Source organism: Vibrio rotiferianus, from assembly GCF_002214395.1.
Lineage (GTDB): Bacteria > Pseudomonadota > Gammaproteobacteria > Enterobacterales > Vibrionaceae > Vibrio > Vibrio rotiferianus.
Window position 1 is genome coordinate 2,745,547 of the sequence record NZ_CP018312.1, and the last position, 14,005, is coordinate 2,759,551.

General features: G+C 44.7%; 11 protein-coding genes. 5 read left to right on the top strand and 6 right to left on the bottom strand.

Annotated features, from left to right (window positions below; genetic code table 11):
* Positions 1-27: 27 nt before the first annotated feature.
* The 5 genes from BSZ04_RS21795 to BSZ04_RS21815 form a co-directional block, all read right to left on the bottom strand.
* Positions 28-1,836, bottom strand: coding sequence for an AMP-dependent synthetase/ligase (locus BSZ04_RS21795; RefSeq protein ID WP_088881359.1), 1,809 nt, complete (start codon positions 1,834-1,836; stop codon positions 28-30).
* Between the two features lie 299 nt (positions 1,837-2,135).
* Positions 2,136-3,095, bottom strand: coding sequence for a LysR family transcriptional regulator CalR (calR, locus tag BSZ04_RS21800; RefSeq protein WP_010445651.1), 960 nt, complete (start codon positions 3,093-3,095; stop codon positions 2,136-2,138).
* Positions 3,096-3,938: 843 nt separating this feature from the next.
* Entirely contained in the window at positions 3,939-4,988 is a 1,050-nt protein-coding gene (locus tag BSZ04_RS21805) for an MJ1255/VC2487 family glycosyltransferase (protein WP_010445646.1), read from the bottom strand.
* A 3-nt stretch (positions 4,989-4,991) separates the two neighbouring features.
* Positions 4,992-5,540 (bottom strand): phosphatase PAP2 family protein, encoded by a 549-nt coding sequence (locus BSZ04_RS21810; RefSeq protein ID WP_038885323.1) that lies wholly within the window; start codon positions 5,538-5,540, stop codon positions 4,992-4,994.
* Between the two features lie 200 nt (positions 5,541-5,740).
* On the bottom strand, positions 5,741-6,529 hold the full coding sequence (locus BSZ04_RS21815) for an SH3 domain-containing protein (RefSeq protein ID WP_088881360.1): 789 nt from the start codon (positions 6,527-6,529) through the stop codon (positions 5,741-5,743).
* A gap of 538 nt (positions 6,530-7,067) precedes the next feature.
* Here BSZ04_RS21815 and leuA point away from each other — a divergent pair.
* From leuA to BSZ04_RS21845, 5 genes are all read left to right on the top strand, one after another.
* Positions 7,068-8,615, top strand: coding sequence for a 2-isopropylmalate synthase (gene leuA, locus BSZ04_RS21825; RefSeq protein WP_088881361.1), 1,548 nt, complete (start codon positions 7,068-7,070; stop codon positions 8,613-8,615).
* A 94-nt stretch (positions 8,616-8,709) separates the two neighbouring features.
* Positions 8,710-9,801: a 3-isopropylmalate dehydrogenase gene (leuB, locus tag BSZ04_RS21830; protein WP_088881362.1), complete on the top strand. Its 1,092-nt coding sequence runs from the start codon at positions 8,710-8,712 to the stop codon at positions 9,799-9,801.
* A 111-nt stretch (positions 9,802-9,912) separates the two neighbouring features.
* Positions 9,913-11,313: a 3-isopropylmalate dehydratase large subunit gene (gene leuC / locus BSZ04_RS21835; RefSeq protein WP_088881363.1), complete on the top strand. Its 1,401-nt coding sequence runs from the start codon at positions 9,913-9,915 to the stop codon at positions 11,311-11,313.
* Between the two features lie 11 nt (positions 11,314-11,324).
* Positions 11,325-11,927, top strand: coding sequence for a 3-isopropylmalate dehydratase small subunit (leuD, locus tag BSZ04_RS21840; RefSeq protein WP_088881364.1), 603 nt, complete (start codon positions 11,325-11,327; stop codon positions 11,925-11,927).
* Positions 11,928-12,060: 133 nt separating this feature from the next.
* Complete coding sequence (locus BSZ04_RS21845) at positions 12,061-12,843, top strand: DUF547 domain-containing protein (protein ID WP_088881365.1); 783 nt, start codon at positions 12,061-12,063, stop codon at positions 12,841-12,843.
* Between the two features lie 155 nt (positions 12,844-12,998).
* On the opposite strand, the gene djlA is transcribed toward BSZ04_RS21845, so the two are convergent.
* The gene (gene djlA, locus BSZ04_RS21850) at positions 12,999-13,859 is read right to left on the bottom strand and encodes a co-chaperone DjlA (protein WP_010445630.1); all 861 of its coding nucleotides are present in this window, start codon (positions 13,857-13,859) and stop codon (positions 12,999-13,001) included.
* Positions 13,860-14,005 lie beyond the last annotated feature (146 nt).

Sequence of the window (14,005 nt, forward strand, 5' to 3'; positions counted from 1 at the left end):
TCAATCTGAAATCTAAGTCAGCTTAAGTTACTTTTTATCTGACTTTTCTTTGTACATTTCTTCAATTTCATCTTGGTATTTGTCATTAATGACTTTACGACGAAGTTTTTGTGTTGGGGTCAACTCACCATCATCCATCGAGAACGCTTTTGGTAACAATTTGAATTTCTTAACTTGTTCAAATTTTGCCAGTTCTTTTTGTAGGTCATTCACTCGCTTCTCAAGCATCTCAACAATCTGGTGATGCTTAATAAGTTCAACACGATCGTGGTAAGCGATATTCAGTTCTTTTGCGTACTCTTCTAATGAGTCATAACAAGGAACAATCAGGGCAGATACAAACTTACGAGTGTCAGCAATCACAGCAATTTGTTCGATAAAGTGATCTTTACCGATTGCGCCTTCTACAACTTGCGGAGCAATGTATTTGCCGTTGGAGGTCTTCATCAACTCTTTGATACGGTCAGTAATGAACAAGTTACCATTTTCATCAATGTAACCCGCGTCACCTGTTTTTAAGAAACCGTGCTCATCAAACGTTTTTTCGGTTTCTTCCGGCATTTTGTAGTAACCGCGCATCACCATAGGACCACGCACTAAGATCTCGTTATTTTCACCGATCTTAACTTGCGCACCCGGCATTGCCATACCGATAGAGCTTGGGTCAAAACACTGGTCATCCCAACATGAAACCGTTGCAGTGGTCTCAGTCATACCATAACCAAGTTTTACGTTAATACCGATTGCATGGAAGAAGCGACCAATGGTTTCATCAAGCTTTGCACCACCACATGGCATGAAGTTAATACGTCCACCCAACAATGCACGTAGCTTACTTAGAACCAACTTGTCAGCTAAAGCGTATGACTTCCGCAGCATAAGTGATGGCTTGCGCTTCTCTTGATGACAAGCAGCCATCTTCGCGCCCATATTCACTGCCCAAGTAAACATAATCTTACGGTGGAATGGAGCACGCGACACTTTTTCGTGGATCGCAGAGAAAATCTTCTCATAGAAGCGAGGAACGGCACTCATTACGGTCGGACGCACTTCGCTCAGCGCATCTCGCACTTGCATGGTGTCTTGTAGGTAGCAGTTAGTACCACCTTTATAGAGTACGTAAAATGTCCACGCACGCTCAAATACGTGTGATAGTGGCAAGAAGCACAGCGATACGTCATCTTCAGTCAAACTCAAACGCTCATCGTGGCCTTCAAGCTGAGCAGAGATGTTAGCGTAATCCAACATCACACCCTTTGGCTGCCCCGTTGTACCCGAGGTATAGATCAGCGTCAGCAAGTCTGCTTCTTGCGCCTGCTCTAAACGAGCATTAAGTTCTGGTTGATGACAATTGTCACCTTTTGCAACGAAGTCTCGCCAAGTCATGACAAATGCATGCTCACCCAACTCAATATCGTCAGACATCGCTACGACTAGCTCAAGCTGCTTACATTCATCGAAAATACTGACGGCAGCATCAAACTGCGGCTGCTCACCAACAAACAGCACTTTTACATCAGCGTTATCAATAATGTAAGCCGATTGTGCAGCGGTATTAGTTGGGTAGATAGGAACAGTCACACCACGTAATTGCAACGCCGCGAAATCAGCGATGGTCCATTGCGGCATGTTGTTTGAGAAGATACCGATCTTATCTTGAACGCCCAATCCTTGAGCCAAAAGAGCAAGTGACAAAGCATCTACTTGCTGCCCAAACTGCTCCCAAGTAATACCCTGCCACGCATCACCCACTTTATGTTTGAGTGCAACACGGGTACCACCTTTCGCAATTTGTTCACGAATACGTTTAACGATATGAAAATCTAACTTGGCCATTCTCTACATTACCTTTTGGCTTACAGGCGTAAGCTATTTGAGCGAACAAGTGTAACCTCGACGCCTAAAAACGCAACTGACCATTATCAAACTTATCATTATTAAGAGAGCACTATCACTAATGAGAGCTTAGCATGCCTTTAACTGCTGAAGGTTTAATCAAGTTAAGTCGCTGTTTCAGCTATTAATTGGTAGAAATAAAAAGACCCCGAGAGACTAAGTTCTCTCGGGGCCAAGGAATTGTAAAAATTGATGATTACAAATCCAGTCTGACCAGTTAGTCAGGCTAAAAATTCAGCTTATTTAAGCGCTACCACTTCACCACAAGTGATCATAAGTTGATCACGTAGCCAAATGTGACCTTTATCTTTCTCACTTGATTCATGCCAGCTTAGGTAACCACTGATTTCTTTGTTTTCAAATGGGAAATCTAGGATTTGTAGTTGATCGCTGTTTACTGCGTTCTCAGCCATCCAGCGTGGTGCGATAGTCACAAGCTCAGATTGGCTCACTACGTATAGTAGGTTGCTTAGGCTTGAACCTTCGTATGCTGCTTGGCAATCAAGCTCACGGTATGCTTGCTCAGAGAAGCTACGTTGACCGTGTACGCGTGATAGTTTTGCGTGTTTCTCGTTGATCAGTAGCTCTGCAGAAACACCGCCTTGGATACGAGGGTGAGTCTTAGAAGCGATCACAACCAACTCATCTTTGAAGATCTCAGTACTTGAGAAGCCCTGATCATCGAAGCGCGCATAGTCAATTACAAAGTCGATTTCTTGGTAGCGCATACGCTCAGATAGAAGACGGTCGAACTCTGCATCCAAATGAAGTTGCACACTCGGTGCCTGCTCATTAATGCTAGCCATAATTTTAGGTGCGAATCGCATATCACACGGGCTGCAAATCGCCAGTTTAAATAGACGAGTCGAAGACTCTGGTTGGAATACTGAGCTTGGTAATTCGTTACGAATAAGCTGTAGTGCTTGGCGGATTGGGCCAAACAGTTGGCGAGCGCGTTGTGTTGGCTGAATACCACGGCCCTGACGCATAAATAGCTCATCGTTGAACATCACTTTTAGACGTGCAACGGCATTACTAACCGCTGGCTGTGACATACCTAGGTTATGCGCTGCGCGGGTAATATTCTGTTCTTGCATCACTGCATCAAAAACCGTTAATAGGTTCAAATCTACCCCACGTAGGGTACTTTCCATACGGTAGCTTGCAATTGCGCTCATCGCGTCTTTTTTGTCTAACATTGAGTGCGCCTCTTGTGTAATCGTCAATTTGGTTCAGTGAATTCTTATTAAATATGGACTCAAGTTTACGCACCACTGGCACTCATTGAGTTCTCACATATTTAACGAATAGAAAACCGAGTTATTATTATATTTATCGTCCGGATAATTCCGGCTCGACCCGTACTATCAACTAATCAATCATGGTTTATCAACTAGATTGATATTTAATCACTATATTTTAGCCTTTTTATTATTTAATCATTAAAAATCAATTATTTGATAAAAACATAAAAAACCATAAAAAAGATAAAATGAGGAAGTAAAGCAATCTATTGAGGAGAGTTATGGCTATCGAATGGCCGAAGAATACAAATTGACGGCAACTATTAATTCGACAAACTTTTACAAACTGGGCGTTATGGTTCCGATGCAAATCTCAACAGTTAAGCCAGATCATAACCAATTTATTCAATCTAGATATATATGCAAGGCAGGAGTAATTCTCATCCACTGAGAGAAGGTGGAGAAAAGGGACACTTTTTCAGCTGAATAAGATGAATGATAGAAAGCGTAAATATATATACTCAAGTCACTTCAAGATCGAGGATTCAGAGCGTTGTCACTGTTTCCCTGTCTAGCGAAAGTAAGCAAGGAAAACAACGTGGAAATAGCTCACTCTTTCCACGTTGTTTGGCGATGCGACTTAGTTATCAAAGAACGAGCTTCAAATTGTTGCCTCGCCTTCAAACCAAATCATTCTCATTAAACCAAGCATCTCGAGGTTACTTGAGTATAAGTCTAGAAGCGCACGGGCAAACGCTCACTGATAAGTCATATTGACTGATTGTATTAATCAAATAGCTATAGAGACACTTCTGCATAACTGGGGAAATCCACTTTATCCCATAACTGTTTTGCAAGAGATTCAGGTGAGTCCCATACGCCCTGAACAACCCATTCGGCAATCGCACTGGCTACATCCGGATAATGAATACTTTCAGCTTGCTCCTCACATAGCCATTGCCTCACCGTCCCAACATCTAGAGCGTCCATAGAATATGCCAGGCCTAACGCTTCCAATGTTGCAACATTGCTTTGTTGCTCGAACTGCCCGGATAAAGGTTTGAGTAATAGCTTCTTTCCTAAAGAGAGCGCCTCTGATGGCAACTCAAAACCACCATTCGCAATCACTCCAATACAACTTTGGAGGTGATGTTGAAAGTGAGTGTGACTCAGCGGCCTCAATTCAACATTCTCAATACGTTCACTTTCAATTACATCAGGGTGATAACAGATGAACGCTTGTTGATTGAAGTGGAATAACAAATCGCAAATGTCTTCTATTGACTCAAATGGCAAGTACACTAAAACAAAATCTTGATTATCAGCTGTATAGTCAAGCGTATGAACGATAGGCGGCAAGATGGGCTGCTCAAAATGATACCAATGTAATCCAAGCAGATACTGTGATGGAGCAAAATGCTTAATCATCGACTTATCAAGCCAGTTAGCGCCCTTTGAAGGTACTGGGTAGCGGAATGCATTCTGATGGCTAATGCCAATGCAAGGTGTATTTTGCTTGCGTGCCGCCCATGCCGAAACAGGTTCAAAGTCATTGATAACCAAATCATAGGGCGATAAATCAAGCTGATTCACCTCTTTGAGAAACTGAATAAAGTTGGAGTTCAATGCCGTTTTAACGTAATTAACTGACCCCTTTTCAGTAATAAAAGAAAAGCCTCGGCGAGTTTGATAATCTCCAAATGACTCCATCGAAAAGTACTTCTCTGGAGCGCGGCCAGAAAACAAAAAATCAACCTGCACATCGTGAACCTTAAATGCTTCACTCATGGCTCTTGCACGTGCGATATGACCATTTCCCGTCCCTTGAACACCATAAAGTATTTTCATGAGTTAGCCTCCTACGAGAGCAATAGCAAGCGAACCACACATGCTACCTAGCAGTGCTCCAATAATGATATCGGTAAAGAAGTGAACACCGAGCAATATACGCGATATCCCTATCAAACTAGCCCAAGCAACAGCAAACATACCTAACTCTGGGTAGAAATGGTGGATAAGCGTAGCCATCAAAAAACCAGCTGCGGTATGACCTGAAGGTAAGCTATAACGATCTGAAGGGGTGATAAAAGCAGGCAGTAAAGCACTTAACTCTTCAGGGCGACGTCGCTTAAAACTATTTTTCAACATCCAGTAAATGGGTAACTCGATGGCAAATGCGGTCAATCCAGCAAATAAGAACCAATGACCATGTTGCTTATCAAGAAGCCAAGCCAATAGACCTAACACTATGTAGAGATGCCCATCACCACTGTGGGAAACACCTTTACTAATATTCGCGACTTGCTGATTGAAGCGGTGTTGCAAACACACACTGGAAAATGCCAAATCAAACTTGGCAATGCTTTCGATTGGTTGGGTAATTGTCTCTAAAGCTCGCATGTAACTGTCCTTTACTTTGACAACGACTTTGTATGAAAAAGTAGGCGTTGAAGGTGACAACTACATGACGAGAAGTTGGACAATTAATGACACTTAGTACTTTGAAGCTGTACTCAGAACATGACGTGATTTAACGACATGAATAAGCTCGGTAATAATGGCTAATCTACCGAGCTTGTAAAAATGGGGATGTTAAGAAGTTAAGACTGATCTGAAGCGGAAACTGGTGCATCGATATACCAGATTTTTCGTTGCTTACGACATGCTCTAAGTGAGCCAGTAGTAATTTGGTCATCCTTGGTCAGCTCATAACTCAGATCACGGCAAGTGTAGCTACCAACCAATTCATTTTTTCCTTGTTCGTTTGGTACTACGTTACTGGTTAACAACGGATTAGGCTTAATCGACAAAATATCTCGGTTAACCACGTTACTTCGAGCATAGTCTTTATGAACATAACCTCTAATCATGCCCTGTTGCTCAACCAGTAACCATGGTTCTCCTTCCACTTTCGCTAATGCGTTAAACACCTCACCTTTTGTTAACTCCCCAAGCTTTTCTCCTTTTAAGCTCGGTTTCGCACGCAAGTTGAGGGTCGTCTTAGAGCGGTAAGATACATCCATAAATTCAAGCGTATTTGAAGTATCTACTCCCTCGACGATAGGACGACTGACTTCTACTTCTTTCCATTGATTAGGCTTAACACGGATCTTCCACCAAGAGTAAGTATCTGGATCTTTACCTTTAAATTTATCGCGACTGTCCGACTCTAATGCCACCAACATTTGATTTAAGAATGATTCACGCCCATCTTCACTCAGATACCGATCCATTTGATCATTAATAGCTAGCACACACTGAGTATGATCCCCCTCCATCATCGGAGTCGTCATTTCTGTATGTGCGCCAAACTGAAGCAGTTGGCATCCAGATAAAGAAACCACTGCTAGAGCGAGCGTCGAACGTCCAAGATGTTTCGCGAAATCCATGAGCCTCTACCCTATTTGCCTCTAAGTCTATAAATGCGACAGCGCTACTCGTTACTATAAAACGCCCTGATGAAAATACGCCAATCAATTGACTCCTTTGTGTGATAGCTCGCAAAGCGTGCGGTATAGAATGGGTGAGAATAACGCTTTGGTCGTGATCTTCATCGCGAGCACAAACTTTGTAGCACATCAAAAACACAAAGCTGTCTTAGGCAATGCCGTATTTATTTGCCCATTATGTAAATCACTCATCCGATATGAATAAAAAATCAACTTTAGGGTTGACGTGTTCCATTGAGTGCGGTACTAATTTGTTAACTTAATTTTGTGGAATGCTTAACAACTATGTCAGCACGTTTTTCTATCCTGCTTAGCCTCCTCCTGATCGTGACCAATTCGCGCGGGTAGGCTGTGGAAGAAAAATAACCACACCAATTTCTAAGAAACCCGCATGCAAATGCGGGTTTTTTTATATCTAAATACCGGAAGTAAACGATTAAATTGCACGAAAAGTGCAGAAATCATGAAGGAAGCAAACATGAACGATCAGGTCATTATATTCGACACCACATTGCGTGATGGCGAACAAGCGTTGTCAGCAAGCTTGACGGTTAAAGAAAAACTGCAGATTGCCTATGCGCTGGAAAGGCTAGGCGTTGATGTTATCGAAGCGGGTTTTCCTGTTTCTTCTCCAGGTGATTTCGAGTCCGTACAAACCATCGCAAAACACATTAAAAACAGCCGAGTTTGTGCCCTTTCGCGTGCCGTTGCGAAAGACATCGATGCTGCCGCTGAAGCGCTAAAAGTCGCAGACGCATTCCGAATCCACACTTTCATCTCGACTTCGACTGTTCACGTTCAAGACAAACTGCGCCGTAGCTACGACGATGTTGTAGAAATGGGCGTGAAAGCCGTAAAACACGCACGTAACTACACCGATGACGTTGAGTTTTCTTGTGAAGATGCAGGTCGCACCCCTATCGACAACCTATGCCGTATGGTTGAAGCGGCTATCGATGCTGGCGCAAGTACCATCAATATCCCAGATACCGTTGGCTACACAGTTCCAAGTGAATTTGGCGGCATCATTGAGACGCTATTCAACCGCGTACCAAACATCGACAAAGCGATCATCTCTGTTCACTGCCACGATGATTTGGGCATGTCTGTTGCCAACTCTATCGCTGCCGTGCAAGCGGGTGCTCGTCAGGTAGAAGGGACTATCAACGGTATCGGTGAGCGTGCGGGTAACTGTTCTCTGGAAGAAATCGCGATGATCCTAAAAACGCGCCAAGAATTCATGGGCGTGCACACGGGCCTAAAACACGACGAAATCCATCGCTCCAGCAAGTTGGTCAGCCAGCTTTGTAACATGCCAATCCAGAGCAACAAGGCGATCGTTGGTGCCAACGCATTTAGCCATTCTTCAGGTATCCACCAAGATGGCATGCTAAAGAACAAAAACACTTACGAGATCATGACGCCTGAGTCGATTGGCCTTAAGAACCAAGCATTGAACCTAACCAGTCGCAGTGGCCGTGCTGCGGTTAAGAGTCACATGGACGCAATGGGCTACAAAGAAGAAGAGTACAACTTAGATGCGTTGTACGAGGACTTCTTGAAGCTTGCTGACCGCAAAGGTCAGGTGTTCGACTACGATCTAGAAGCGCTAATGCACTTCTCGAATTTGCGTGAAGAAGACGACTTCTACAAGTTGAACTACCTAAGCGTGCAATCTGGCAGCGTAATGGCAACCACCAGCGTCAAAATGCAATGTGGCGATGAAGAAATGTGTGAAGCTGCCGTCGGTAATGGCCCAGTTGATGCGCTATACCAATGTATCTACCGCGTGACTGGTTACGAGATCGTCCTAGACAAGTTCGACCTAACCGCAAAAGGCGAAGGTGAAGATGGCCTAGGCCAAGCAGATATCATCGCCAACTACAAAGGCCGTAAGTACCACGGTACTGGTGTTTCCACCGACATTGTAGAAGCTTCTGGTCAAGCGCTATTGCACGTCATCAACAGCATTCATCGTGCCGATAAGATTGAAGAGATGAAGCAAAAGAGAATTGCGACGGTTTAATCATTAATTCAAGGAGCTTGAGTCCCACAGCGCAGGCTCCAACCAAATTCGTTTTAGACAAGCTCAAAAAAATTAGAAAATTTAAAGGATTAACATGACAGACAAATCATACAAAATTGCCGTTTTACCAGGCGACGGCATCGGCCCAGAAGTAATGGCGCAAGCACATAAAGTGTTGGATGCAATCGAAAAGAAGCACGGCATTGCGTTTGAGCGTGACGAGCACGATGTAGGTGGTATCGCGATCGATAATCACGGCTGTCCACTTCCAGAAAGCACAGTAAAAGCGTGTGAAGAGTCTGATGCAGTCCTATTTGGTTCAGTTGGCGGCCCTAAGTGGGAACACTTGCCACCAAATGACCAACCTGAACGCGGCGCCCTACTACCACTACGCAAACACTTCCAACTATTCTGTAATCTACGCCCGGCACAAATTCACTCAGGTCTTGAAGCCTTCTCACCACTACGTGCAGACATCTCAGGTCGTGGTTTTGACATCGTGGTAGTCCGTGAACTAACAGGCGGTATCTACTTCGGCCAACCAAAAGGTCGTGAAGGTGAAGGTCCAACAGAAAAAGCGTTCGACACTGAGGTGTACCACCGCTTTGAGATCGAACGTATTGCAAAAATCGCTTTTGAGTCTGCTCGTCTACGCCGCAAGAAAGTGTGCTCAATCGACAAAGCGAACGTTCTACAAAGCTCTATCCTATGGCGTGAAGTAGTCGAAGAAATCGCAAAAGACTACCCAGATGTTGAGCTGTCACACATGTACATTGATAACGCAACCATGCAGCTTATCAAAGATCCTGCACAGTTCGACGTAATGCTATGTTCAAACATCTTCGGCGACATCATTTCTGATGAGTGCGCGATGATCACGGGCTCTATGGGTATGCTGCCTTCAGCGAGCCTAAACGAAAGCAAATTCGGTCTGTACGAGCCAGCAGGCGGCAGTGCACCAGATATCGCAGGTAAGAACATCGCTAACCCAGTGGCGCAAATCCTATCTGCTGCACTGATGCTGCGTTACAGCCTAGGTGAAGAAACGGTGGCACAAGACATTGAAGCAGCAGTTTCAAAAGCGCTATCAGCTGGGGAGCTAACGGGCGATCTTGCTGGTGATAACCCTGCACTTACAACATCTGAGATGGGCGATAAGATCGCTGAATACATCTTAAACTCATAATACAGAACAGATTCATAATAAATACTAAATCCTCTATCCACCAATGGCTTACCTCTAAGTCATTGGTGCTAAAACAAAGCGACAAGGATAACGAGGAAAGGAAGCAAACCAATGGGCAAAACACTATACGAAAAAGTCTACGACGCACACGTTGCCGTCGCAGCAGAAGGGGAAAACCCAATCTTGTACATCGACCGTCACTTGGTACATGAAGTGACGTCTCCGCAAGCATTTGACGGCTTGCGTGAAAAAGGTCGCAAAGTGCGTCAGGTCAGCAAAACTTTTGCCACCATGGACCACAACGTTTCGACAACCACCAAAGACATCAACGCCTCCGGTGAGATGGCTCGTATCCAGATGGAAACGCTATCGAAAAACTGTGAAGAGTTTGGTGTTACGCTTTACGACATCAACCACAAATACCAAGGTATTGTCCACGTTATGGGCCCAGAGCTTGGTATTACCCTACCGGGCATGACCATTGTTTGTGGTGACTCACATACCGCAACTCACGGTGCATTTGGTTCACTTGCATTTGGTATCGGTACTTCAGAAGTGGAGCACGTGCTAGCAACTCAAACACTAAAACAAGCGCGCGCTAAGACGATGAAGATCGAAGTGAAAGGCAAAGTGGCGCCGGGCATCACGGCGAAAGACATCGTGCTAGCGATCATCGGTGAGACCACAGCTGCTGGCGGTACAGGCTACGTGGTTGAATTCTGTGGTGAAGCGATCACCGACCTTTCAATGGAAGGCCGCATGACCGTATGTAACATGGCGATTGAGCTAGGCGCGAAAGCCGGGTTGATTGCACCAGATGAAACCACATTCGAATACATTAAAGGCCGTAAATTCTCACCTCAAGGTGCGGACTTTGATGCAGCAGTAGAATACTGGAAGACATTAAAAACTGACGATGATGCTCAGTTTGATGCGGTCGTGACGCTAAACGCAGCGGACATCAAACCACAAGTCACTTGGGGTACTAACCCAGGCCAAGTGATCGCGGTAGACCAACCGATCCCAGCACCAGAAAGTTTTGCGGACCCTGTAGAAAAAGCCTCGGCAGAAAAAGCATTGGCTTACATGGGTCTAGAAGCGGGCAAGTCATTGTCTGATTACAAGGTCGATAAAGTCTTCGTTGGTTCTTGTACTAACTCACGTATCGAAGACATGCGCGCAGCCGCTGAAGTAGCGAAAGGTCGCAAAGTCGCGTCTCACGTTCAAGCGCTCATCGTTCCTGGCTCTGAGCAAGTAAAAGCGCAGGCAGAAGCGGAAGGCTTGGACGTTATCTTTAAAGACGCGGGCTTTGAGTGGCGCCTACCTGGTTGTTCAATGTGTCTAGCAATGAACAACGACCGTTTGGGTCCACATGAACGTTGTGCGTCTACTTCAAACCGTAACTTTGAAGGCCGCCAAGGTCGTGATGGCCGTACCCACCTAGTGAGCCCTGCGATGGCAGCGGCGGCAGCAATTGCTGGTCACTTTGTAGATATCCGTGAACTAGACTAAGGAGCAAACAAATGTCAGGGTTTAAACAACACACAGGCTTAGTTGTTCCTCTAGATGCAGCGAACGTTGATACTGATGCCATCATTCCAAAACAGTTCCTGCAAAAGGTCTCTCGCCTAGGGTTTGGTAAGCACCTATTCCATGACTGGCGCTTCCTAGACGATGCTGGCGAACAACCGAACCCAGAGTTCGTGATGAACGCTCCTCGCTACCAAGGCACTTCTATCTTGCTAGCGCGTGAAAACTTCGGTTGTGGTTCTTCTCGTGAGCACGCACCGTGGGCACTGGCGGATTACGGCATCAAAGCGATGATCGCACCAAGCTTTGCCGATATTTTTTACGGTAACTCGATCAACAACCAAATGGTGCCAGTTCGTTTGACTGAGCAAGAAGTGGATGAAATCTTCCAGTTTGTTGAAGCTAACGAAGGCGCAGAAGTAGAAGTGGACCTAGAAGCGAATGTGGTTCGCGCCAACGGCAAAGAATATGGTTTTGAAATCGATTCGTTCCGTCGTCACTGCCTGCTAAACGGTTTGGACAATATCGGTCTTACCCTTCAACACGAAGACAAGATTGCCGAGTACGAGGCGAATATCCCGAGTTTCTTGAGCTAATTCAAATCGTAATTGAAACAAATACAAGGTTGGCATTGGCCAACCTTTTTTCTTTATATTCATTGTGCCAGGAAAGAAATCCCATCGTAGACAGGTCTACACTATCAACAAGGTTTAACCCAAAGGTCTCTCTATGAAGCGTCTGTTATTGCTATTGTGTGCTCTGGTTTCTTTACCAACATTTGCCGCACCTAAATCCGACTTATGGCCGTATTGGAAACAATCGAATCAGGCTAATCAAAGTCAAATCTCTCATCAAGATTGGCAGCAATTGCTCGATACTTACTTAGTTGAACAAGGCGAGAATACCTTGTTTCGTTACAGCCAAGTCACCTCGACGGATAAAACGAAGCTGAAACAGTACATCCAACGTTTGGCAAAACTCAACCCTCTACAATACAACCAAGCAGAGCAATACGCATACTGGATAAACCTTTACAACGCCATCACGGTTGATCTGATTTTGGATAACTATCCCGTCCAATCGATAACCAAACTGGGCGGCTTATTTAGCTTTGGACCTTGGGGAGATGATGTGGTCGAGATAAATGGGAAGAACTTGACTTTAAACGATATTGAGCATCGAATTTTGCGTCCAATCTGGAATGATCCAAGAACCCATTACGCGGTGAACTGTGCCAGCTTAGGTTGCCCAAATTTACAGACTCAAGCATTCACTGCCGACAACTCTCAAGCCTTACTCGAAAGAGCTGCAAAAACATTTATCAACAGCAGCAAAGGCGTATCCATCCAAGGTAACACGGCACAGCTATCTTCTATTTATGATTGGTTTGCCGAAGATTTTGGCGGTAAGAAGCAAGTATTCAACCACATTGCTCAATATGCCCCGCAATACAAAAACTTCTCAGGCAACGTGAAATACGAATACGATTGGGACTTGAATCAAGCTAACTAGAGAGCTTAAAAGCAGGCGAAAGCGCTTTTGGGTCACCATAGGTCAAAAGATCACAAGTTCAAACGCTCGAAGCTATCGACAAGCCAAAGACTAGACAGAAAATAAAAAAGGGCACTAGGTGCCCTTTTTTATTGAGATTTGGTAGGAATACGCACTTATTTAAAGCCTTTGACCTTTTTAATCAGATCGTAAGCATTCTGAATTTCCTGCGACTTTTCTTTCGCGACGTTCATCATTTCTGGTGGTAGACCTTTTGCCATCAACTTATCTGGGTGATGCTCATTCATCAGTTTACGGTAAGCACGCTTCACTGTTTTGCCGTCGGCATCTGAAGACACATCCAGAATTTTATAAGCATCAGCCAATTGATCCGCTTGCGAAGCTTGTTGCCAACCTGAACCTGATGACTGGTACTGGCCTTGATGTTGTCCTTGGAATCCCCCCTGACTTTGGAAACGGAACGCCGCTTCTTGCATGTGCAGACGACGCTCTAGTTGCTCCGAAGAAAACCCGAGGCCACGTGCAATTTTATGTAGTACATTTCGCTCACTTGGATGAATCGAACCGTCAGCAAATGCTGCCGAAATCTGCAGCTCTAAGAAGAACTGCAATAAATCGAAACGACCGCCTGAAGATATCTTTACACGTACCAACACATCATCTAGAGGGAAGTCACTTTCTTTCCCTTCACGAAACGCATCTTGTGCTGCGCGGCGCTGGTCGCCATGAAGACTCATGCGGTCCATCATCGCTGATGCTAGTTGAATCTCTTCTTTAGTCACTTGACCTTTGGCTTTTGCTAGGTGGCCCATTACCGCAAACGCCGCTTTGAAGAACTCTTCTTGCCGCTGTGCTTGGCTAGGCCCTTTACCGAAACCACCTGTAGAAAATCCAGCTTGGCTTAAACGGCGCGCTTTATCGAATTGATGACCGATAAATAGGCCAAACAATAAACCGAATGGTCCTCCAAGCAACAAGCCAAAAAAGGCTCCTAATATTTTGCCAAAAATATGCATTATGTGTTCTCTATCAATGAATTTTTATCGACGACGACGGTCTTATAGTGCTGGACGCGATGATTTCCTTTATGATAAGGGAATTGTTTTTATTTCGGCCAGGCCATTTCGCCTTTTTATCTTTGTGACTTATGTATTTGGTAATT